The following is a 20,147-nucleotide window of genomic DNA, read 5'->3' as shown; positions in this document are numbered from 1 at the left end:
CTCACTCATGCCGCTTCCGTCCGGTCCGCGGCCATCCCCGCCGCGTCCAGCAGCGCGGTGCCGACGACGAGGTCGGCGCCGCCGAACTCGGGGTCGTCCAGTTCGGTGCCGTCGTCCACGGCGAACAGCAGTCTCTGCTCGCCCTGCCGGTAGGCCGTGCCGACCGGCGGGCTGGCCGCGTGGACCGCGAGCAGGGCGACCAGGTACGGCAGGTCGGGGTCGCGCCGGCGGGCGTCGGCGAGCAGGCCGGACAGCCGGCGCGGCGCGTCGTGCGGCAGGTCGAGCAGTTCCCTGGCGGCAGCCAGCTGCTCCTCGCTGAACCGGCTGTCGTCCGGCGTGGCGATCAGGTCGGGTTCGGGCATCTCGGCGCCGAGGTGCTCACGCTCCACGGGCGGGGTGAGCAGCAGGTCCACGAGGTCGCCGACCCGGACGGAGACCGGTGTGCGCAGTCCGGTGCCGCGGGCGAAGAAGGCGTCGGTGACGCGGATCGCCTGTTCCAGCGGGAGCGGCAGGACGGGCGCGACGAGGTGGCCGTAGAGGTCTATGCCGGCGGTGCCGATGGGGGTGGCGAAGGCCTGCCGGTCCTGCTCGGCGCGGAACAGGGGGCCCGCCTCCAGCAGCCGGGACTGGAGCTGGGTGTGGCGGCGGATGCAGTCCTTGACGATGTCGACCAGTTCGGCGGCGCGGCGCTTGTGCTCGGGGTCCTCGGACTCGTCGCGTGCCTTGCGGATGTTGGTGAGGATCGCGTTCTCGTGGCGGTAGCGGTCGGCGACGTGGTCGAGGGCCTCGGCGATCATGTCGGGGACGGCGTTGAGCCAGTCGACCGCGCGGACGTTGCGCCGGGTGGCGTCGAGGGCTCTGCGGAGGGTTTCGGAGTACTGCACGGTCCGGTAGCGGGCCTGCTCGGCGGCGAGCTGGGCGTCGGCGAGCCGGCCGCGGCTGATGAGCACCTCCAGCTTGACCTCGGCGGCGATCTGCGCGCTGGTGACATCGGTGTCGAGGGCGCCGACGAGGACGTTGACCGCTTCGTCGGTCGTGCGCAGGTACACCGTGCCGCCGGGGCCGGGGACCTCCTCGATCAGCTTGAAGTCGTAGTCGCGGCGGACGTACGAGCCGTCCGGTCCGAAGGTGCCGTACACGGCGCGGAAGCCGCGGTCGACGCTGCCGACGTTAAGCAGGTTCTCCAGGACCCAGCGGGCCACGCGCTCGTGCTCGGCGGCGGGGCGCCGCGGGGCCTGGGCGGCCACGCGCGGGACGAGGCGGGCCACGATCTGGTCGTGGTCGGCGCCCGTGTCGAAGTCCATGTTGAGCGTGACGAGGTCGATGGCGGCGAGGGCGATCTCCGCCATCCCGTACACCGAGTATTCGCCCGCGAGGTTGGCCTTGCGGGTGTCCAGGTCGTGCAGCGGCGCGGTGCAGGCGAGCGCGCGCAGGCGCCGCGCCAGTCCTTCGTCGGCGGCCGGGCCCGGCGCGGGCCGCGGCCCCGCGCTGAGCTGGGGCGGAACGCTGTCCGTCGATGCAGGCGAAGTCACGGTGCACAGACTAGGTCCTCGGTCTGACAACGGCCCAAACGACGCAGACGCGCCCCGGCGCCACGGTTGTCATGCCCGCACCGTCCGGCCTCGGGCCTCTCCGGCGGCGGGGGCGCAGCGGAGTCCGCGCACCGTCTCCCGGAGTGGTCCCGGCCCTGCCGCGTCGCGTGTCCGCGCCCCGCGTTCGAGTAGCTCCATGTCACGTACGGCACACGCGGAGTTGAGTAGAGTTTTACCTTCACGGGGAGGGGAGAACACGTGTCTGAGTTACTGACGGCCGCGGCCGTCATCGCGCCGTTCGTCAGCACGGCGGCGACGTCCTTCGCCGGTGCGGTCGTCCAGTCGGCGCAGACCCGGCTGGCGGACAGCGCGGTGGAGAGGGGCCGGGTCCTGCTGGGCAGGGTGCTGCGGCGGAACGAGGACGACCCGCCGGAGACCGAGCAGGACACCGCCGCGGCCGCGGCCATCGCGCGGCTTTCCGCCCAGGAGCGGGAGATCCTGGAGGCGGCCATCGGTACGTGGCTGACCAGTGGGGACGATCTGAGCGCCCAGTCCTTGCGGAGGCAGATCGAGCTGGCCCACCGCACGACGCACAGCGCCGACCGCATCGAGGTGACCTCGCACGGCGACGGCTCACCGGCGATCGGCAAGCTGGAGAGCGCGACCTTCTACTTCAATCCGCGTCCGGGCCGGGGGGACGGCAGTTGACCGGTGAGAGCCCGGTCACCGGCAAGGCGAAGACCTGGGGTGACGGGTCCCCGGCGATCGGGTTCGTCAGCAAGCTGTTTTTCAGCGTGTTCGTCGGGGACGTCGTGGAGTTCGCCGACAAGGCCAGGCGCTGGGGCGGCTGGAACTGGCCGCCGTTCCTGCTGGTGCTGGCGCTCGGCACCTTCGCCCTGATCACCGCGCCCGACGGACCGTTCCGCCAGTTCGTGTGGGTGTACGCCGCCTTCGGCACGGCCGTGGCGCTCGCGCTCGCGCGTCTGCTGGCACTGGCGAGCGAGGTCCGGGGCCGTCGCTGGCGGGTGCTGATGTCGGCGACGGCGGTGATCTGCGCGGTCGCCGGGACCATCGGCATGGACCACCTCGCGGAGCACGGCGAAGTCGACGTCACCGGACGGACCCGCATCATCCCCGGCACCGCCACCGACGGCTCGCGCCTGCGGCTCGTCGTGGACAGCCCCGCCGACCGTTCACGGCTGCGTCTGACCCTCACGATCAGGGACGCGGCCCTCGACCAGCAGTACTGCGTGCCCGAGACCGAGTACACCGCCGAGCTGCCGGGCAACGCGAACAGCCGGGTGGAACATGTGCGCAGCGGCCAGACCGTCGAGCTCGCGCTGGGCGGGCTGCGGGGCGAGATCGAAGCGCTGATCACCCTGGCGACCGACGAGAACTGCCGCATGAACCTGTCCGTCGCGGACGTCGTACTGCACGACTGAGAGGACACCGTGCCCGACACCTCGCAACCCAGGTCTTCCACCGTGCGCCTGCCGAGGCGCCTGATCGGCGCGGCGACCGCGCTCGCCTCACTGGTGGGGCTCGGGGCATGCTCCGCCGAGGAACAGGAGCCGACGTTCCTCGGCCTGAACCGGATCACCGTCGCCATGCACAACGACCTGCCCGGCATGTCCTACTCCTCGAACTACGACCGTTCCGGACTGGACTTCCACGTGTTCCATCACATCAAGGACACACTCGACGTGGCGTTCAGCGAGCCCGTGGACGTCTCCTCCAGTGACCGGGTGACCCAACTCCTCGAGAAGAAGGCGGACCTGACGATCGCCTCCTTCTCCATCACCGCGGAGCGGATGAAGAAGATCCATTTCGTCGGCCCCTATCTCACCACCCGGCAGGGCTTCCTCGTCGGTCCGGACAGCGACGTGCGCAGCAAGGCCGACCTGCGCCGCTCCACGGTCTGCACCTGGGACGGCACCACGTCCAAGTCGGCGCTGGACGAGATCAGGGAGGTCCGGGGCGTGGAGATACTCCCCCTCGACGACGCGTCCGACTGCGTCGATCAGCTCATCGCCGGAAAGGTCGACGCGGTCTCCACCGACCAGGCGATCCTGTACGGCTTCGCCCACCGGTACCGCAAGGAAGGTCTGCGTGTGGTGCAGGGGGTGACGATAGGAGTGGCTCAGCACTACGGCATCGGGCTGCGCAAGGGACACACGGCCGACTGCAACCACCTCAAGGAGTGGCTGATGGGGTATGTCGGCAGCAGTGAGTGGACCCGGGACATCCAGACGTCCCTGCCGGCCCTCGTGGACCAGGAGCCCGGCTGGATCAGCAACTACAAGCCGAGCGCCGCGAGGATCGAGGCCCGCTCGTGCCGGGACACGGTGAGCCCTTGAGCATGCCGGACCGGTGGTGTGCTCAGCCGGCCGCGTCCTGGTCCTCCTCGCCGACCCGCCGCCGGTAGACGTCCACGATCCGTTTCCGGGAGTCTTCGAGGTAGCCCGCGAGCAGCCGTTCGGCCTTGTCGCGGTCGCCGGCCCGGAGGGCGTCGAGGATGTCGGCGTTGCGTGCGATGTACGGCTCGTGCAGGGCGCGCGGGTCGTCCACCACGTGGAAGGCCAGGCGCAGTTCGGCGAAGACGCCGCGCATCAGTTCGCCGGTGCGCGCGCTGCCGGCGAGGGCGACCAGTTCCCGGTGGAAGTGGATGTTGGCCGTACCCACTGCTTTCCAGTCAGCTTCGCGGGCCGCGCGCCGCCCGCGTTCGACGGCCTCGACGAGTCCGTCCAGACCGTACGGCGGCTCGCCGAGGCCGCGGACGACGGCGCACTCCACGAGGGTGCGCGTGCGGTAGATGTCCTCGACGTCCTCGACCGTCAGGACCCGGACGAACACGCCCCGGTTGAGTTCGTGGACGAGCAGGCGTTCGTGGGTGAGCAGCCGGAACGCCTCCCGCAGCGTGTTGCGGGAGACGCCGAGCGCGCCGCCGATGCTGTCCTCCGACAGCCGGGTGCCGGGCGGGAAGAACCCCTCGGCGATCCGGCTCCTGAGGATGTCGGAGACCCGTTCGGCGGTGCTGGTGCGACCCAACAGGGCGCGGTCGCCGGCCAGTTCGCTCAGCTGCTCTGCCATGCCCGAATTCAACCGCAGACACCAGAGCGAAACAACAGGGGTATTGAGGGATCGTTCAACGATCCTCTACCTTGCTACGGACGGCGCCGCCTCCGGTACTGCGGCGCCGACCGCTTCGGCACGGCACGGCACGGCTCAGTTCCCAGCACCCTCCGTCCTTCCACTGCGAGGTGCCCATGAGCACGACCCCTCCACCGCAAGCCCTGACGACCGCGGCCCCGCCCGGCCCGGACGAGCGCGCCTCCCACGACGGCGCCCTCGGCTGGCTGCGCGCTCTGGGCCCGCGCGGCCGACGCGCCTTCGGGGGCGCGTTCGGCGGCTACGCCCTGGACTCCTACGACTACTTCACCCTGCCGCTGAGCATGGTCGCCCTGGCCGCGTACTTCGGCCTGGACAGCGGCCAGACCGGCCTGCTCACCACCGTCACGCTGGTGGTCTCCGCGATCGGCGGCGCCCTCGCGGGCGTCCTGGCGGACCGCATCGGCCGCGTGAAGGCACTGCTGATCACCGTGATGACGTACGCCGTCTTCACCGTGGCGTGCGGCTTCGCGCCCAACTACGAGACGCTGCTGGTGTTCCGCGCCCTGCAGGGCCTCGGCTTCGGCGGCGAGTGGGCGGTGGGCGCGATCCTGGTCGCCGAGTACGCGAGCGCCAGGCACCGGGGCCGCACGCTCGGTGCGATCCAGAGTTCGTGGGCCGTCGGCTGGGCCCTGGCCGCGATCGTGTACACGCTGGTCTTCTCGCTGGCCGGCGAGGACCTGGCCTGGCGCATCATGTTCTGGACCGGCGCGCTGCCCGCGCTGCTCGTGGTCTGGGTGCGGCGCAGCGTGCACGACGCCCCGCAGGCGGCCCTGGCACGCGAGCGGAGCACGGAGAAGGGCTCGTTCGCGGCGATCTTCCGGCCGGGCACGGCCGCGTCGCCCGGACTGCTGCGCACGACACTGTTCGCGGTGCTGCTGTCCACCGGCGTCCAGGGCGGTTATTACACCCTGGCGACCTGGGTGCCGACCTATCTGAAGACCGAGCGCGGCCTGTCGGTCGTCGGCACCGGCGGCTATCTGACGTTCCTGATCTCGGGCGCCTTCATCGGCTACCTGACCGGCGGCTACCTCACCGACCGGCTCGGCAGGCGCCGCAACATCTGGCTGTTCGCGCTGCTGTCGGCGATCTGCATCCTGGCGTACGCGAACATCCCGAGCGGCGCCGACACCCTGCTGCTCGTGCTCGGTTTCCCCCTCGGGTTCTGCATGTCGGCGATCTTCAGCGGATTCGGGTCCTACCTGAGCGAGCTGTACCCGACGGCCGTGCGCGGCACGGGCCAGGGCTTCACGTACAACACGGGCCGCGCGGTCGGCGCCGTCTTCCCCACGACGGTCGGCTTCCTGGCCGACAGCTGGGGCGTGGGCGGCGCGCTGGTCTTCGGGGCGATCGGCTACGGGCTCGCGGCGCTGGCGCTGCTGGGCCTGCCGGAGACGCGCGGGAAGGAGCTGACGTGAACCGCACCGGTGACCGCCCCCTGGTCCTCGTCGACGAGCACGCGCACGCGTGGAGCCCGGCCGCCGCACGCGCGCGGTTCCGCGCCGGCCTGTCCGGTCCCACGGCCGGCGTCGCGGCGGGGCACACGCAGGCCAACCTGATCTCGGTGCCCGCCGACTGGGCGTACGACGTGCTGCTGTTCTGCACGCGCAACCCCAAGCCGTGCCCGGTGCTCGACGTCACCGACGCCGGGTCGTACCGGACGGCGCTCGCGGACGGCGCCGACCTGCGCACCGACCTGCCGCGCTACCGGGTGTGGCGGGACGGCGAGCTGGTGGACGAGCCGCGAGACGTACGCGCGTACTGGCGCGAGGACCTGGTGTCGTTCCTGATCGGGTGCAGCTTCACCTTCGAGTGGGCGCTCGCGGAGGCCGGGGTGCCGATGCGCCACATCGACCAGGGGCGCAACGTGCCGATGTACCGGACGAGTTGGCAGTGCCGTCCGGCGGGCCGGCTGCACGGGCCGTTGGTGGTGTCGATGCGCCCGGTGCCCCCGGAACACCTGTCGGCCGCGATCCGGGAGAGCAGTCTGCTCCCGGCGGTGCACGGCAGCCCGGTGCACTGCGGCGATCCCACGGGGCTCGGGATCGCCGACCTCGGCCGCCCCGACTTCGGCGATCCGGTGGATGCCGAACCGGACGACATCCCGGTGTTCTGGGCCTGCGGAGTCACCCCGCAGGCCGCCGTGACGGCCTCACGGCCGCCGTTCGCCATCACCCACGCGCCGGGACAGATGTTCATCGGCGACGCCCGCGACGAGCAGTACCGCGTGGCCTGAGAAGGAGACTCCGGGGAACCATGACCACGATCGATCTCAACGCCGACCTCGGTGAGGGCTTCGGCCGCTGGCGCCTGACCGACGACGAACAGCTGCTGTCCGTCGTCACCAGCGCCAACGTGGCCTGCGGCTTCCACGCCGGGGACGCGGCCACCATGCGCCGGGTGTGCGACCAGGCCGCCGAGCGGGGGGTGCGGATCGGCGCCCAGGTCTCCTACCGGGACCTGGCCGGGTTCGGCCGGCGCGCGATGGACGTGCCGGCCGCCGAGCTGACCGCCGAAGTGGCCTACCAGATCGGCGCCCTGGAGGTGTTCGCCCGCGCCGCGGGCGCGCACGTGGCCTACGTCAAGCCGCACGGCGCGCTCTACAACCGGGTCGTGCACGACGAGGAGCAGGCCGGCGCGGTCGTGGACGGTGTGCTCCTCGCCGGCGCCTCGCTGCCCGTGCTCGGGCTGCCCGGGTCCCGCCTGCTGGAACTGGCCGGGAAGGCCGGACTGCCGGTCGTCACGGAGGCGTTCGCCGACCGTGCGTACACCCAGCGGGGCACGCTCGTGCCCCGCGGCCGGGACGGCGCCGTGATCACCGACCCGGAGGCCGTTGTGGAACGCTCCGTCGGCCTCGCCCGGTACGGCGTGGTCACCTCGCACACCGGCACACCGATCGGGGTACGCGCGCGTTCCCTGTGCCTGCACGGCGACACGCCGGGCGCGGTGGAGCTGGCGCGGCGGGTCCGGGACGGGCTGGAGGCCTGCGGGGTCCGGGTGGAGGCCTTCGTATGAGAGTCCTGCCGGCCGGCGACACCGCCCTGCTGGTCGAGGTCGCCTCGGGCGAGGAGGCCGAGGCGCTCCACGCGGAGTTGCTGCGCCGCCGCGCGGAGGGCTCGCTGACGGCCCGGGAGATCGTCCCCGCGGCCCGTACGGTCCTCCTGGACGGCGTCGCCGACCCGGCCCGGCTGGCGTCCGAGCTCGCCGCCGCCGAGGTGCCGCCCGCTCCGCCACGCGCGCGTGAGGTGATCCGCATCCCGGTCCGCTACGACGGCCCCGACCTGGCCGACGTCGCCGCGCTGTGGGGGGTGCCGGAGGAGGAGGTGGCCCGCATTCACGCGGGCACCGAGTTCACGGTGGCCTTCTGCGGTTTCGCGCCGGGCTTCGGCTACCTCACGGGTCTGCCCGCGCGCTACGAGGTGCCGCGCCGGGCCACGCCCCGCACGGCCGTCCCGGCCGGTTCGGTGGCGCTGGCCGGGCCGTACACGGGCGTGTACCCGCGCTCGTCGCCGGGCGGCTGGCAGCTGATCGGCACGACGGACGCCGTGCTGTGGGACCACACACGCGTACCGGCGGCGCTGCTGTCACCGGGCACGCACGTGCGGTTCCTCCCCGTGGACGGCGCGGACGCTTCGCAGGGAGCTTCGGCGCACCGGACGGGAACCCCATGACCGACCGTGCGCTCTGCGTCGTACGCGCCGGGGCGTTGACGACCGTTCAGGACCTCGGCAGGCCCGGGCACGCCCACCTCGGGGTGCCGCGGTCCGGGGCGCTGGACCGGCCCGCCGCGGCGCTCGTCAACCGGCTGGTCGGCAATCCACCGGACGCGGCCGTGCTGGAGACCACCCTCAACGGCTGCGCGGTACGGCCCCGTTCGGCGCTCACGGCCGCCGTCGGCGGCGCCCCCTGCCGGGTCACCGTGGACGGCCGCCCGGTCGCGTGGGGTGCGCCCGTGCACGTCCCGGCCGGGGCACTCCTGGACGTCGGACCGGCCGTCGCGGGGGTACGCGGCTATCTGGCCGTGTCCGGTGGCATCGCCGTCGAGCCGGTGCTCGGCAGCCGCTCCACCGACCTGCTGTCGGGGCTCGGCCCGGCGCCGCTGACGGACGGCGCGGTGCTGCCGCTGGGCACCCCGGCGGGCGGCCACGCGTGCGTGGACGTCGCGCCGCAGCCCGCGCCGCCCGCCGAGCTGGTGCTGCGGGTGACGCCGGGCCCCCGCGACGACTGGTTCACCCCCGGGGCGCTGCGGACGTTCACCACGCGCGCGTACCGGGTGTCGGCGGCCAGCAACCGCATCGGCCTGCGCACCGAAGGCCCCGCCCTGGAGCGGGCCCGCGATGGTGAACTTCCCAGCGAGGGCATGGTCCTCGGCGCCGTCCAGGTGCCGCCGGACGGCCGGCCGGTGGTGTTCCTGGCCGACCATCCCACCACCGGGGGCTACCCGGTGATCGCGGTCGTGCGCACTGCCGACCTCTCGGCCGCCGCCCAGGCGGCACCCGGCACACCGGTGCGGTTCATTGCCGTACGCCGCCGGTGACCGCACCCGCCCGCACCACCCAGCACCCCCGTGCACTTCATCCCCGTACGCCGCCGATGACCGCACCCACCCGCACCACCCAAGCGGCACCCGGCACCCCCGTGCGGTTCGCTGCCGTACGCCGCCCCCGTCCGCAACCCCTAGGCGGCGTCCGCCCGTTCCGGTGCCGGGAGGGCCGTCAGCGCCGCCGACACCGCCGCGGCCGTGCGCAGGTCGAGCCGCGTGCTCGTGCCCCGCGCGCGGTGCCGGACCTCGTCGGCGGCCAGCCGCAGGAGCTGCGGCAGCAGGTCGGTGCAGCGCCGGGTGACCCAGCCGGTGCCCGCGGTGGCCAGCCACCACAGGCTCTGCCAGGTGCCGGGCGCGGGCGCCTCGGGCTCCGGTGAGGGCGCCCGGCCGGTGGCGAGGCCGCGTTCGGCGAGCAGCGCGTGGAACCGCAGGGCGACGTGCCGGTGCCCGCGCTCGCCGGGGTGCAGCCGGTCCGCGCTCCACATCGCGCGGTCCGTGATCCAGGCGCCCTCGGCGGCGTGCAGGTGCACCGCGCCGTACCGGTCGGACAGCGCATGCACGACGCTGTTGACGGCCTGTTGCCGCCGGGCGAGCGGCCGGGCCAGGGCGCCGGGCAGCCCGAGCAGCGCGCCGGGGTCGGGCAGGCACGCCGTGAGGATCACGGTGCCCTGCCGGGTGAGGGCCGCGTACACCTCGTCGAGCCGGGCGGTCACGGCGTGGATGTCGAAGGTGCGGCGCAGCGTGTCGTTGACGCCGACGACGACGGAGGCGAGCTCGGGCCGCAGGGCGAGCGCGGCGGGCAGTTGCCGTTCCCGCACGTCCCGGGTCTGGGCGCCGCTCTCGGCGAGGTTGGCGAAGCCGCCCGTGCCGCGGGGGCCGTCGCCGAGCCCGGGGGCGAGCAGCGCGGCCCAGCCGCGCCACGCGCCGCCGACCGGGTCGCCCACGCCCGCGGTCAGCGAGTCGCCGAGGGCCACGAACCGGGTGGGTCTCATGCGACGCCCTCCGGCACCACCGCCGGACGTGCGGTGCCCGGTGCGGGAGCGTCGTGCGCGGCGAGGAACGCGGCGACGGCCGTGTCCCAGCCGAAGCACTCCGCACGCGCGCGTGCCGCCTCGCGCCGGTCGCTCTCCCGGCGTCCGAGCAGTGTGTCCACGGCGTCCGCGAAGGCGTCGCCGTGGTCGGCGGCGACGGCCCCGGCGGAGCCGATGATCTCGGGCAGCGCGGACGAGGCGCTGGCCACGACGGGCGTGCCGCAGGCCATCGCCTCCAGCGCGGCGAGCCCGAACGTCTCAGCGGGCCCGGGTGCCAGGCACACGTCGGCGGACGCCTGGAGCGCGCCGAGCAGCGCGCGGTCGCGGACGTGCCCGAGGAAGGTCACCGGCAGCCCGCGCTCCCGCGCCCGCTGCTGGAGCCGGGAGCGCAGCGGACCGTCCCCGGCCACCACCAGCACCGCGCGCCGGCCGCGCCGCCGCAGTGACTCCAGGGCGCCGAGGGCGGTGCCGGGCCGCTTCTCGACGGACAGCCGGGAGCACATCACCAGCAGCGTCTCGTCCTCGCGCGCGTGCCGGTCGCGCAGCGCGGGGTCGCGCAGCGCGGGGTGACGCGCCGCCAGGTCGACGCCGAGCGGAGCCCGTACGACGTTGCGGACACCGATGCGGACGAACTCCCGCTCGGCGAACTCGGTCGTGCACACCACGCGCGCGTAGGCGTGCGCGGTGCGGAGGTTGAGGCTGTCGGCGGCCCGCCGGGCGGCTGCCTCGGACAGGCCCCAGGTGCGCAGTACGCCGTCGGCGCTCTCGTGGGAGACCATCACGGCGGGCACCCGGGCGCGCCGGGCCCAGGTGCCGGTCCAGCGCAGCGTGGTGCGGTCGGACACCTCGAGCCGGTCGGGCGCAAGTTCTTCGAGCAGCCGGGCGACGTGCCGTTTGCCGGTGAGGACGCGGTAGCCGCCGGTGCCGGGCAGCAGCGGCCCGGGCAGGGTGATGACGCGGCCCTGTTCGGTGTCGCGGTCGTCGTACCGCTCGCCCGGCACGATCAGGACGGGTTCGTGTCCGGCGGCGGCGTAGCCCTTGCCGAGTTCGCGCAGCGCGGTGCGCAGCCCGCCGGACGCGGGCGTGACGAAGTTGGCGAGCCGGACGATGCGCAGCGGGCGCGGGGCGGCGGTCACGCGGCCACCACCGAGCGCCGCGCGGCGAGCACGTCCGCGTAGTGGCCGATGAGCTGGTCGCCGACGGCGGCCCAGGTGCGGCCCTCGACCATGGCGCGTCCGGCGGCGCCGTAGCCGGCCCGGCGCGCGGGGTCGGCGGCGAGGGAGGCCACCGCGTCGCGTACGGCGTCCGCGTCGCGCGGCGGGACGAGCAGTCCGGTGCGGCCGTGGGCGACCAGGTCGAGGGGGCCGCCGGCGGCGGGCGCGACGACGGGCACGCCGCTGGCCATGGCCTCCTGCACGGTCTGGCAGAAGGTCTCGAAGGGGCCGGTGTGCGCGAAGACGTCCAGGGAGGCGAAGACGCGGGCGAGGTCGTCGCCGGTGCGGCGGCCCAGGAAGACGGCGCCGGGCAGGGCCTGCTCCAGGCCGGGGCGGCTGGGTCCGTCGCCCACGACGACGAGCCGGACGCCGGGCAGCCGGCAGACCCCGGCGAGCAGTTCGATGTGCTTCTCGGGGGCGAGCCGGCCGACGTAGCCGACGAGGACCTCGCCGTTCGGGGCGAGGCGGCAGCGCAGCGTCTCGTCGCGGCGGCCGGGCCGGAAGCGGACGGTGTCGACGCCGCGCGGCCACAGCGTGACGCGGGGCACGCCGTGCGCCCGGAGGTCGTTCAGGGCGGCGCTGGACGGGGCGAGGGTGAGGTCGGCGGCGGAGTGGACGGAGCGGATCCGGCGCCAGGCGGCGGCCTCGCCCGCGCCCATGTAGGTGCGGGCGTATCCGGCGAGGTCGGTCTGGTAGACGGCGACGGCGGGGATGCCGAGCCGGGCGGCGGCGGCCATGCCGCGCACGCCGAGGACGAAGGGGCTGGCCAGGTGGACGACGTCGGCGCGGTGCTCGGCGAGTACCGCGGCGAGGCGCCGGCTGGGCAGCGCGACGCGGACCTGGGGGTAGCCGGGGAGCGGCAGGGAGGGGACGTGGGAGACGGGGCACGGCGCGAGGGCGTCGGGCTTGCTCCCGGGGGCGGGGGCCGGGGCGACGACGACGGGGGCGTGACCGCGGTCGACGAGGTGCCGGGCGGTCTGGAGCGCGCAGTGGGCCACGCCGTTCACGTCGGGAGGAAAGGATTCGGTCACGATGACGACACGCATACGGGTGTTGTCGCCCTGCTGGACGTGGCCGCGTCAACGTGGATCTTTCCGGCCGGGGAACGTCCCATGAGCGTTGCCTCGTACGTCCGCGCAGGTCAGGCGGCGGACATGCGCTCCTGACCGGCGGGTCACCCCTCGTTCATCCGGCAGGCCTGAATCCGCCGTGCTCACGTGCCGAACGGGGGTCTACAGCGCGGGTGCGTCGGGTCCGATGCGGCTGCGCACGGCCGTCTGGACCTCGGCCTCCTCGGCCGGGTCGGCGGCGAGCCTGCGCAGGCGCTCGACCACGCGGGCGTCGCCGGTCTCGGCGTGCCGGGCGGCCAGTTCGCGGGTGGTCTCCTCGCAGTCCCAGAGGCATTCGATCGCGAAGCCGGTGGCGAAGGAGGGGTCGGTGGCGGCGAGGGCCCGGGCGGCCCTGCCGCGCAGCTGGGAGGAGGCGGTCTCGCGGTAGACGTGGCGCAGTACGGGGGCGGCGCAGGCGATGCCGAGCCGTCCGGTGCCGTCGACGAGGGTCCACAGGGTGGGCGCGTCGGGGCCTTCGCCACGTACCGCCTCGCGCAGCGCGGCGAGGACCAGGTCCCGGTCCTGTGCCCCGCCGCGGCAGGCGAGGACGCGTCCGGCGGCGGCGCCGAGCGGGTCGGGCCGGTGCACCCAGCGGCGGGCGCGGTCGACGGCGGCGACACTGCGCATCCGTTCGAAGGCGTCGACGGCGGCGTCCGCGACGGCGGCCGGTCCGGTGGCCACGGCGCCCTCGATCAGGTCGAGCGCGGCCGGGTCGTTGCCGTCGGCGAGGTAGCGCAGGGCGGTGCAGCGGGCGCCGTCGGTGCCCGACGCGGCGGCCGTGAGGATCTCGGTCCGGTCCTCGGGGGCGGCGACGGCGGCGAGACATCGGGCGGCCGGGACGTGCAGCGCGGCGCCGCGTTCGAGGCCCTGCTGGGCCCAGTCGAGGACGGCCCGCACGCTCCATCCCGGCCGGGGCCCGGTGGGCCGCATCTGCCGCTGCCAGCGGTCGAAGCACCCGGACTCGTACGCGGCACGCACGCGTGCGGCGACGGACGGTCGCGGGTCGTCGGCCCACAGCCGCCAGGGCCGGGGCTCGAAGGCGTCGCGGACGGCGACGGCGAGTTCGGCCTCGCCCTCGGCGTCGGCGGGGAAGCGGGCGAGGACGGGCACGGCGAGGGCGCGCAGCCCGGCGTCGTCGTCCCGCAGGGCCAGCTCGTCCAGGGCCCAGGCCCAGTTGGTGCCGTGGGCGGCGTACCTGCGCAGCAGGTGGAGGGCGTCCCGCCTGCCGTAGGAGGCGAGGTGGCCGAGGACGGCGAGGGCGAGGCCGGTGCGTGACTCCTCGGTGTCGAGGACGTCCTCGGCGTCGAAGAGGTGGGCCTCCACGGCGTCGAGGCCGCCGTTCAGGTCGAGGTACAGGCGCGCGTAGTAGAGGGAGCGGTTCTCGACCTGCCAGTCGTGGCGGGGGTCGCGCAGCACGCAGTGGTTCAGTGCCGCGAGCGCCTCGCCGCGGGGGGCGGTGAGCGCGTGCAGCGTGCCGTCGCCGCGGCCCCTCTGGAGCAGGCCGAGCAGCGTACCGCTGGGCGCTATGACCGGATCGAACATGGGAAACAGCCTCACATCAAGCGTCGACGCAACCGGGGACGTGCCTTACCTGGCCGCGAGACAACACGTCGGGGCGCCCGCCGCTTCCTGCTTGCTGTAGACCATCTTCCTCTGCCTCTCGTCGGTGACCCTTGCGGGCCGGGTCACGGCCCGCGCGGTGCGGCAAGACCTGCCCAGCCATCGCGTCCGTGAACCACGACGTCATGATGACTCGGCGGTAAGACCTGCCGCGACCGATATTTCGGCGGCCCTGTACCGCCTCCCCCGTTTTCCGTGTTGTGCCTGGTCAGGGCGGATGAGTCAGTGTCGGATCACTGTTCGCCGAACAGCTGGAGCAGTTCCGTGCGGCCGAACATGCGGGCCGTGTCGACGGCCGAGGGCGTGCCCGCGCGCGGGTCGGCGCCGCCCTCCAGGAGCGCACGGATCACGTCCGTCTCTCCCTTGAACACGGCTCCCGCGATGGGGGTCTGGCCCCGGTCGTTGATCCGGTCGGCGTCGGCGCCGCGGGCGAGCAGCGCGCGGACGGCGTCGGCGTGGCCGTGGTAGGCGGCGAGCATGACGAGGGAGTCGCCGCGGTCGTTGGTGAGGTCGGCCGGGACGCCCGCGTCGACGTACGCGACGAGTGCTTCCGTCCGCCCCTGCCGGGCCAGATCGAAGATCTTGGTCGCGAGTTCCACGACCTCGGGGTCGGGGGCATCACTCATCGGCGGGACCGCCTCTCACTGCGAACTCCGGGGACTGCGCGCACGGCGGCGAGCGGTGCGCCGTACGGGTGAATCGCCAGGGTACTGGCTCGCGGGGCACATGACGGGATGCGCCCGAGGCAAAGATCACACAGCTCCGGCCGGACGCGGCAGTGCGCCGCGACAGGCCGGGCAGGGCTCCGCCGAACGAGGGTAATTGCCGGAATTTCACTCACTTGCACCTTTTATCGTATGGATACATGCTGTGAGCCTGGAAGTACTCATGGTGACTGTCCCCGCGAACCAGGAGAACTCACATGATCCTCTCCATCTCAGGCGTGGTGCTGCTCGGCATCATCGTCTTCCTCTTCTTCCGCAAGGACGGCCTGAAGGCGTCGCACGCCATCGTCGCCACGCTCTTCGGGTTCTACCTGGCGAGCACGGCCATCGCCCCGAGCATCAAGGCGGGCGGCGAGAGCCTCGCGAGCCTCCTCGGCGGTATCAAGTTCTGAACGCCCGTCCGCCCGCCCGCACGCACCCTCTGGAGGCAGCAGTGGCCCGGCGCCCTCTCCCCCGCATTCTGAGCACCGGCACGGCGCAGCTCGCCCGCGGCCGGGAGCTGGCCCGGACGGCGGTCGACGGCGCCACCGACGTCCTCCACCCGCTGATCACGATCACCCGCGGGTTGCGCCGGCTGGCCTCGGCCGGCCTGCGCAAGTGGACCGCCACCCCCAAGGACAGGCGCGGCGCGCTGCTGTTCCTGGTGGCGTCCGTGGTCCTGGTCGTGGCGCTGGTGCCCTACGGTCCGCTGCTCGCCGTCATCACCCTGATGGCGGCGGCGGCCTGGCGGGGCCGGGACCGCACCGGGTCCTCGCCCGACGGTCCCGACGAGTCCCAGAGCCAGCGCCTGCGATCGCTGTACGAGGCCCTCGTGCCGTACTTCTCGGCCGCGGAGGACCCCGCTCCGCTGTACGCGCACGGCGGCGAGTGGGACAAGGCGTTCCCGGCCTACGAGTTCGACTCCACCGGCCGGGTCTCGCAGCTGGTGGTCCGCTACCCGGCGTACTTCACCGACGGCGAGGCCGAGGCGCGCGCCCGGATCGAGCACCTGCTCGCCGCGAAGGCGGGTCGCGAGCGGGAGTACCACATCGCGTGGGACGAGGAGGGCAACGAGCTCACCCTCACCGCCCTCGCGCCGCTGCCCGCCGACATCGCCGCCCAGCGTTTCGTCACGGCCCCCGGCGAGACGGTCCTCGGCTTCACCGACGCCACGCAGGTGCAGCGCACGCTCCCCCTCACCCACGGGGAGGAACAGTGCGACGTGCCGCCCGTCGTCTGGCGCACCGGCATCCGCTCCACCGAGCCCCATCTGCTGATCCTCGGCCAGCCGGGCAGCGGCACCTCGACGCTGCTGCGCTCGATCGCCCTGCAGGCGCTCCAGCACGGCGACGTCGTGATCGTGGACGGAGGCGGCACGGGCGAGTACGCCTGCCTGACCGGCCGGGACGGCGTGCTGGCCGTGGAGCTGGACCTCGGCGGCGCGCTGGCCACCCTGGAGTGGGCCGCGCAGGAGACCGAGCGCCGGCTGATCGCCGCCAACCGCGCGCGTCAGGCCGGCCAGCCGCCGCCGGAGGACACCAGGCGACCCCTGTGGATCCTGCTGGACCGGCCGAGCGCGTTCACGCACCTCGCGGCGGCGGACGGCGACCGGGACCCGCAGTCGCTGCTCCAGGTCCCGCTGCGGCACGGCCGCCCGGCCAACGTGACCGTGGTCGTCGCCGACCAGCTGGACGGCACGGAGACGCTGAGCGAGGCCGTCCTCCAGCACACGCGCGCGCGTGTCGTCCTCGGCCCGGCCGCGCGGGACCGGCTGACGGCCGTCCTGGGCGCCGCGCCGGGCACCACCCCGGTCGCGCAGCTTCCGCCCGGCCGCGGTTACGCCCGGCTGGGCAGCGGTCCCGTGCACCGCCTCCAGGTCCCGGCGACCCCGGACCCGTACGACGACGCCACCAGCGACGCGCACCGCCAGGCCGTCCTGGACCTGCTCCCGCCGCGCTCGACCCCGGCGGACGAGACACCGGCCCCGGCGGAGGAAACGGCACCGGAGCCGACCCCGGTGCCGCAGCTCGTGCCGGAGAGGGTGGCCGCGGCCCCGGCGGAGGAAGCGGCACCGGCCCCGGTCCCGCAGCTCGTGCCGGAGACGGTGGCCCCGAAGGCGGTGGCGGCGGAGACGTCGTAACCCTCCACAGGCAGGCAGCCTTTGCCGTACGAACGGCTCGCTTACGCCACGAACGTCCGCGGCGGTTCATGGCCCGCCGTGCCGCCGCTCTCCACCAGACGGGCGGCCGACGCCAGCCGTGCCGCCGCCTCCTCGGCCACCGCTCCCCCGACCGTGAACGGCAGCCGCACATACCCCTCGAAGGCGCCGTCGACTCCGAAGCGGGGCCCCGACGGCACCCGCACGCCGACGCGTTCGCCCGCCTCGGCGAGCCGCGAGCCCGACAGGCCGCCCGCGCGGACCCACAGCGTGAGCCCGCCCCTGGGCACCTCGAACTCCCAGCCGGGCAGCTCGCGCCGGACCGCGGCGACGAGCGCGTCCCTGTTCTCCCGGGCCTGGCGGCGCCGCACTTCCACCGCCTGCGCCCAGCCGCCGGTGCTGAACAGCCAGTTCACGGCCAGCTGCTCCAGCACGGGGGTGCCCAGGTCGGCGTAGGCCCGCGCGGCGACCAGGCTGCGGATCACGTCCGGGGCGGCCCGCACCCAGCCGATGCGCATGCCCGCCCAGAACGCCTTGCTCGCCGAGCCGACGGTGATCACGGTGGACCCGGCGGGGTCGAAGCCGCACACCGGGCGCGGCATGGCGGCGTCGTCCAGGTCGTCGTCCAGCCACAGCTCGCTCATCGTCTCGTCGGCGACGATCACCGTACCCGCCGAGCGGGCGGCCTCCACGAGCTGCCGCCGCTGTTCCTCCCCGGCGAGGGCACCGGTCGGATTGTGGAAGTCGGCGACCACGTACGCCAGCCGGGGCGCGGCCTCCCGCATGACCTGCCGCCAGCGGTCCAGGTCCCAGCCGCTCAGCCCTTCCGCCATCGCGACGGGCACGAGCCGGGCGCCCGCCTCCCGCATGAGCTGGAGGATGTTGGCGTAGGACGGCGACTCGACCGCGACGCGTTCGCCGCGGGGCGCGAAGAGGTGGCAGATGGCGTCGATGGCGCCCATCGCGCCGGTCGTCACCATGATCTGCTCGGGCATGGTCGGGATGCCGCGCGCGGTGTAGCGCTCGGCGATCATCGCGCGCAGCGCGGGCAGCCCGGCGGGATAGTCGCCGTGCGTGTGCGCGTACGGCGGCAGTTCCTCCAGCGCGCCCTGCACGGCGCGGGTGAGCCACGGCTCGGGTGCGGGCAGCGAGGCGCAGCCCAGGTCGATCACGGAGCCGAGCGCCTCCGGGGGCAGCGGTTCGAGACCCCGGGCCGGAAGCGGGTTGCCCGCCGGGACGGCGGTCCAGCTGCCCGCGCCGCGCCGGGACTCCAGGAAGCCCTCGGTGCGCAGCGCCTCGTAGGCGGCGGCGACGGTGGTGCGGCTGACGGACAGCGCCATGGCCAGTTCGCGTTCGGCGGGCAGCCGGGCGGCGACCGGCACGCGCCCTTCGAGCACCAGCAGCCGGATGCCGTCGGCGAGCGCCCGGTAGGCGGGCGGGCGGCGGGTGCCGGGGCCGGTCGGCCGGTCCTGCTGGGAGGTGAGCAGCCGGGCCAGCTGCGCGGCCCCCACCGCCGAGGTCCACTGCGGCATGGAAATCAGTCCACCTTCCCCGAATTGGCCATGGCTGGCATGCTTCCCCGAGCCACAGGGTGTCATGCGTCAGGCCACTACGACCACTGGGGGGCACATCTTGTCCGCGAAGAGACGTCTGGGACGGCGGCTGGTCCAGCTGTACGCGGGGCTCGCCCTGTACGGGGCCAGTTCCGCGCTGCTCGTCGAGGCGGGCCTGGGGCTCGAGCCGTGGAACGTGCTCCACCAGGGCCTCGCCGAGCTGACCGGGCTCACCATCGGCGTCGTGTCGATCGTCGTGGGCGCCGCGGTGCTGCTGCTGTGGATCCCGCTGCGGCAGCGGCCCGGCCTCGGCACCGTCTCGAACGTCTTCGTCGTGGGCATCGCCATGGACGGCACCCTCGCCCTGCTGCCCGCCGTGCACAGCCTGACGGTCCGGGTGCCGCTGCTGCTCGCGGGTGTCGTCCTCAACGGCGCGGCGACCGGCCTGTACATCGCCGCGCGCTTCGGGCCGGGCCCGCGGGACGGGCTGATGACCGGGCTGCACCGGCGCACCGGCCGCTCGATCCGCCTGATGCGCACCGCCGTCGAGGTGGCGGTCGTCGTCACCGGTTTCGCGCTGGGCGGCACCGTCGGCGCCGGCACCCTGCTGTACGCGGTGTCGATCGGCCCGCTGGCCCAGCTGTTCCTGCGCGTCTTCGCCGTCGCGCCGGCATCCGACGGCAGCACGGTCGTTGCCGTCGGGCAACCCCGGAGCGCGATACTGCGTCCGTGACCCCGCGGATACGCCACCCCTACCTCGACCATCCGGGACCCCTCGCCTTCGCCCACCGGGGCGGCGCGGCGGACGGCCTGGAGAACACCGTCCGGCAGTTTCGGACCGCGGTCGAGACGGGCTACCGGTACATCGAGACCGACGTGCACGCCACCCGGGACGGCCGGCTCGTCGCCTTCCACGACGCGACGCTGGACCGGGTGACGGACGGCGCGGGCCGCATCGCCGACCTGCCGTGGGCGGAGGTACGGCAGGCCCGCGTGGCCGGCGAGGAGCCGGTGCCCCTCTTCGAGGAGCTGCTCGACCTGTTCCCCGAGGTCCGCTGGAACGTCGACGTCAAGGCGGAACCGGCACTGCTGCCCCTGCTGGACCTGATCGAGCGCACCGGCTCCTGGGAGCGCGTCTGCGTCGGCTCGTTCTCCGAGGCCCGCGTGGTGCGCGCGCAGCGGCTGGCCGGGCCCCGCCTGGCCACCTCGTACGGCACGCGCGGCGTGCTCGGTCTGCGGCTGCGGTCCTGGGGCGTGCCCGTGGCGGTGCGCCGTCACGCGGTCGCCGCCCAGGTGCCCGAGTCGCAGTCGGGCGTCCGGGTGGTGGACCACCGCTTCGTACGCACGGCACACGCGCGTGGACTGCAGGTGCACGTGTGGACGGTCAACGAACCCGACCGCATCCACCGGCTCCTGGACCTGGGGGTGGATGGCATCATGACCGATCACATCGACACGTTGCGCAAGGTCATGGAGGACCGCGGCGCCTGGGTCTGATCCCGGCGCCGCCCGCCG

20 protein-coding genes are annotated in these 20,147 nt (G+C 74.2%); 12 read left to right on the top strand and 8 right to left on the bottom strand.

Translation table 11 applies throughout. The features are described 5' to 3' along the window. Positions 1–5 precede the first annotated feature (5 nt). Positions 6–1,532 carry a hypothetical protein gene (locus AB0M97_RS24000; protein ID WP_365963011.1) on the bottom strand — a complete coding sequence of 509 codons (1,527 nt, stop codon included), beginning with the start codon at positions 1,530–1,532 and terminating at the stop codon, positions 6–8. 258 nt (positions 1,533–1,790) lie between these two features. Between AB0M97_RS24000 and AB0M97_RS23995 the strand changes: the two genes are divergently transcribed. The 3 genes from AB0M97_RS23995 to AB0M97_RS23985 are packed head-to-tail and all read left to right on the top strand — an operon-like array spanning position 1,791 to position 3,889. Beyond that, positions 1,791–2,240 (top strand): hypothetical protein, encoded by a 450-nt coding sequence (locus AB0M97_RS23995; RefSeq protein ID WP_365963010.1) that lies wholly within the window; start codon positions 1,791–1,793, stop codon positions 2,238–2,240. Then, positions 2,237–2,974, top strand: a complete 738-nt coding sequence (locus AB0M97_RS23990) for a hypothetical protein (RefSeq protein WP_365963009.1) — start codon at positions 2,237–2,239, stop codon at positions 2,972–2,974. The genes AB0M97_RS23995 and AB0M97_RS23990 overlap by 4 nt, the downstream gene beginning before the upstream one ends. A 42-nt stretch (positions 2,975–3,016) precedes the next feature. Further along, positions 3,017–3,889 (top strand): transporter substrate-binding domain-containing protein, encoded by an 873-nt coding sequence (locus AB0M97_RS23985; protein ID WP_365963008.1) that lies wholly within the window; start codon positions 3,017–3,019, stop codon positions 3,887–3,889. 22 nt (positions 3,890–3,911) lie between these two features. Here the strand turns inward: AB0M97_RS23985 and AB0M97_RS23980 are convergent, their stop codons facing one another. Beyond that, the gene (locus tag AB0M97_RS23980) at positions 3,912–4,622 is read right to left on the bottom strand and encodes a GntR family transcriptional regulator (protein WP_365963007.1); all 711 of its coding nucleotides are present in this window, start codon (positions 4,620–4,622) and stop codon (positions 3,912–3,914) included. A gap of 176 nt (positions 4,623–4,798) precedes the next feature. Here AB0M97_RS23980 and AB0M97_RS23975 point away from each other — a divergent pair, with 176 nt between their 5' ends. From AB0M97_RS23975 to AB0M97_RS23955, 5 genes are read left to right on the top strand one after another with little or no spacing between them, the layout of a single operon-like run. After that, positions 4,799–6,118 carry an MFS transporter gene (locus tag AB0M97_RS23975; protein ID WP_365963006.1) on the top strand — a complete coding sequence of 440 codons (1,320 nt, stop codon included), beginning with the start codon at positions 4,799–4,801 and terminating at the stop codon, positions 6,116–6,118. Then, a complete protein-coding gene (locus tag AB0M97_RS23970; protein ID WP_365963005.1) occupies positions 6,115–6,936 on the top strand; it encodes a putative hydro-lyase in 822 nt (273 codons plus the stop codon). Before AB0M97_RS23975 ends, AB0M97_RS23970 begins: the two co-directional genes overlap by 4 nt. A 20-nt stretch (positions 6,937–6,956) precedes the next feature. Then, a complete protein-coding gene (locus tag AB0M97_RS23965) occupies positions 6,957–7,715 on the top strand; it encodes a 5-oxoprolinase subunit PxpA (RefSeq protein ID WP_365963004.1) in 759 nt (252 codons plus the stop codon). Then, positions 7,712–8,371 (top strand): allophanate hydrolase subunit 1, encoded by a 660-nt coding sequence (locus AB0M97_RS23960; protein WP_365963003.1) that lies wholly within the window; start codon positions 7,712–7,714, stop codon positions 8,369–8,371. Before AB0M97_RS23965 ends, AB0M97_RS23960 begins: the two co-directional genes overlap by 4 nt. Beyond that, positions 8,368–9,237, top strand: a complete 870-nt coding sequence (locus AB0M97_RS23955) for a biotin-dependent carboxyltransferase family protein (RefSeq protein ID WP_365963002.1) — start codon at positions 8,368–8,370, stop codon at positions 9,235–9,237. The genes AB0M97_RS23960 and AB0M97_RS23955 overlap by 4 nt, the downstream gene beginning before the upstream one ends. 140 nt (positions 9,238–9,377) lie before the next feature. On the opposite strand, the gene AB0M97_RS23950 is transcribed toward AB0M97_RS23955, so the two are convergent. The 5 genes from AB0M97_RS23950 to AB0M97_RS23930 form a co-directional block, all read right to left on the bottom strand. Beyond that, positions 9,378–10,235 carry an SGNH/GDSL hydrolase family protein gene (locus AB0M97_RS23950; RefSeq protein ID WP_365963001.1) on the bottom strand — a complete coding sequence of 286 codons (858 nt, stop codon included), beginning with the start codon at positions 10,233–10,235 and terminating at the stop codon, positions 9,378–9,380. Next, positions 10,232–11,410 carry a glycosyltransferase gene (locus AB0M97_RS23945; protein ID WP_365963000.1) on the bottom strand — a complete coding sequence of 393 codons (1,179 nt, stop codon included), beginning with the start codon at positions 11,408–11,410 and terminating at the stop codon, positions 10,232–10,234. Before AB0M97_RS23945 ends, AB0M97_RS23950 begins: the two co-directional genes overlap by 4 nt. Next, positions 11,407–12,534: a glycosyltransferase family 1 protein gene (locus AB0M97_RS23940; RefSeq protein ID WP_365962999.1), complete on the bottom strand. Its 1,128-nt coding sequence runs from the start codon at positions 12,532–12,534 to the stop codon at positions 11,407–11,409. The genes AB0M97_RS23945 and AB0M97_RS23940 overlap by 4 nt, the downstream gene beginning before the upstream one ends. Before the next feature lie 186 nt (positions 12,535–12,720). After that, a complete protein-coding gene (locus AB0M97_RS23935; protein WP_365962998.1) occupies positions 12,721–14,139 on the bottom strand; it encodes a HEAT repeat domain-containing protein in 1,419 nt (472 codons plus the stop codon). A gap of 311 nt (positions 14,140–14,450) precedes the next feature. Continuing rightward, the gene (locus tag AB0M97_RS23930; protein ID WP_365962996.1) at positions 14,451–14,843 is read right to left on the bottom strand and encodes an ankyrin repeat domain-containing protein; all 393 of its coding nucleotides are present in this window, start codon (positions 14,841–14,843) and stop codon (positions 14,451–14,453) included. A gap of 296 nt (positions 14,844–15,139) precedes the next feature. On the opposite strand from AB0M97_RS23930, the gene AB0M97_RS23925 reads away from it, so the two are divergent. Then, positions 15,140–15,334 (top strand): hypothetical protein, encoded by a 195-nt coding sequence (locus tag AB0M97_RS23925; RefSeq protein ID WP_279551584.1) that lies wholly within the window; start codon positions 15,140–15,142, stop codon positions 15,332–15,334. Between the two features lie 41 nt (positions 15,335–15,375). Beyond that, on the top strand, positions 15,376–17,061 hold the full coding sequence (locus tag AB0M97_RS23920) for a hypothetical protein (protein ID WP_365962995.1): 1,686 nt from the start codon (positions 15,376–15,378) through the stop codon (positions 17,059–17,061). 41 nt (positions 17,062–17,102) lie between these two features. Here the strand turns inward: AB0M97_RS23920 and AB0M97_RS23915 are convergent, their stop codons facing one another. Then, positions 17,103–18,611 carry a PLP-dependent aminotransferase family protein gene (locus tag AB0M97_RS23915; RefSeq protein ID WP_365962994.1) on the bottom strand — a complete coding sequence of 503 codons (1,509 nt, stop codon included), beginning with the start codon at positions 18,609–18,611 and terminating at the stop codon, positions 17,103–17,105. A 64-nt stretch (positions 18,612–18,675) separates the two neighbouring features. Between AB0M97_RS23915 and AB0M97_RS23910 the strand changes: the two genes are divergently transcribed. Continuing rightward, positions 18,676–19,365: a hypothetical protein gene (locus tag AB0M97_RS23910; protein ID WP_365962993.1), complete on the top strand. Its 690-nt coding sequence runs from the start codon at positions 18,676–18,678 to the stop codon at positions 19,363–19,365. Further along, a complete protein-coding gene (locus tag AB0M97_RS23905) occupies positions 19,362–20,129 on the top strand; it encodes a glycerophosphodiester phosphodiesterase (RefSeq protein ID WP_365962992.1) in 768 nt (255 codons plus the stop codon). Before AB0M97_RS23910 ends, AB0M97_RS23905 begins: the two co-directional genes overlap by 4 nt. The last annotated feature ends 18 nt before the right edge of the window (positions 20,130–20,147 follow it).

The sequence above is a fragment of the Streptomyces sp. NPDC051207 genome (assembly GCF_040682395.1).
Classification (GTDB): Bacteria; Actinomycetota; Actinomycetes; order Streptomycetales; family Streptomycetaceae; genus Streptomyces.
The sequence above is the reverse complement of the archived record's forward strand: the minus strand, read 5'-3'. Positions and strand labels throughout refer to the sequence as shown.

Coding starts and splice junctions, on each gene's coding strand:
- AB0M97_RS23980 (WP_365963007.1), bottom strand. CDS start 4,622: ATGGCAGAGCAGCTGAGCGAACTGGCCGGCGACCGCGCCCTGTTGGGT.
- AB0M97_RS23930 (WP_365962996.1), bottom strand. CDS start 14,843: ATGAGTGATGCCCCCGACCCCGAGGTCGTGGAACTCGCGACCAAGATC.
- AB0M97_RS23935 (WP_365962998.1), bottom strand. CDS start 14,139: ATGTTCGATCCGGTCATAGCGCCCAGCGGTACGCTGCTCGGCCTGCTC.
- AB0M97_RS23960 (WP_365963003.1), top strand. CDS start 7,712: ATGAGAGTCCTGCCGGCCGGCGACACCGCCCTGCTGGTCGAGGTCGCC.
- AB0M97_RS23975 (WP_365963006.1), top strand. CDS start 4,799: ATGAGCACGACCCCTCCACCGCAAGCCCTGACGACCGCGGCCCCGCCC.
- AB0M97_RS23950 (WP_365963001.1), bottom strand. CDS start 10,235: ATGAGACCCACCCGGTTCGTGGCCCTCGGCGACTCGCTGACCGCGGGC.
- AB0M97_RS23940 (WP_365962999.1), bottom strand. CDS start 12,534: ATGCGTGTCGTCATCGTGACCGAATCCTTTCCTCCCGACGTGAACGGC.
- AB0M97_RS23915 (WP_365962994.1), bottom strand. CDS start 18,611: ATGCCGCAGTGGACCTCGGCGGTGGGGGCCGCGCAGCTGGCCCGGCTG.
- AB0M97_RS23965 (WP_365963004.1), top strand. CDS start 6,957: ATGACCACGATCGATCTCAACGCCGACCTCGGTGAGGGCTTCGGCCGC.
- AB0M97_RS23925 (WP_279551584.1), top strand. CDS start 15,140: ATGATCCTCTCCATCTCAGGCGTGGTGCTGCTCGGCATCATCGTCTTC.
- AB0M97_RS23955 (WP_365963002.1), top strand. CDS start 8,368: ATGACCGACCGTGCGCTCTGCGTCGTACGCGCCGGGGCGTTGACGACC.
- AB0M97_RS23910 (WP_365962993.1), top strand. CDS start 18,676: ATGCGTCAGGCCACTACGACCACTGGGGGGCACATCTTGTCCGCGAAG.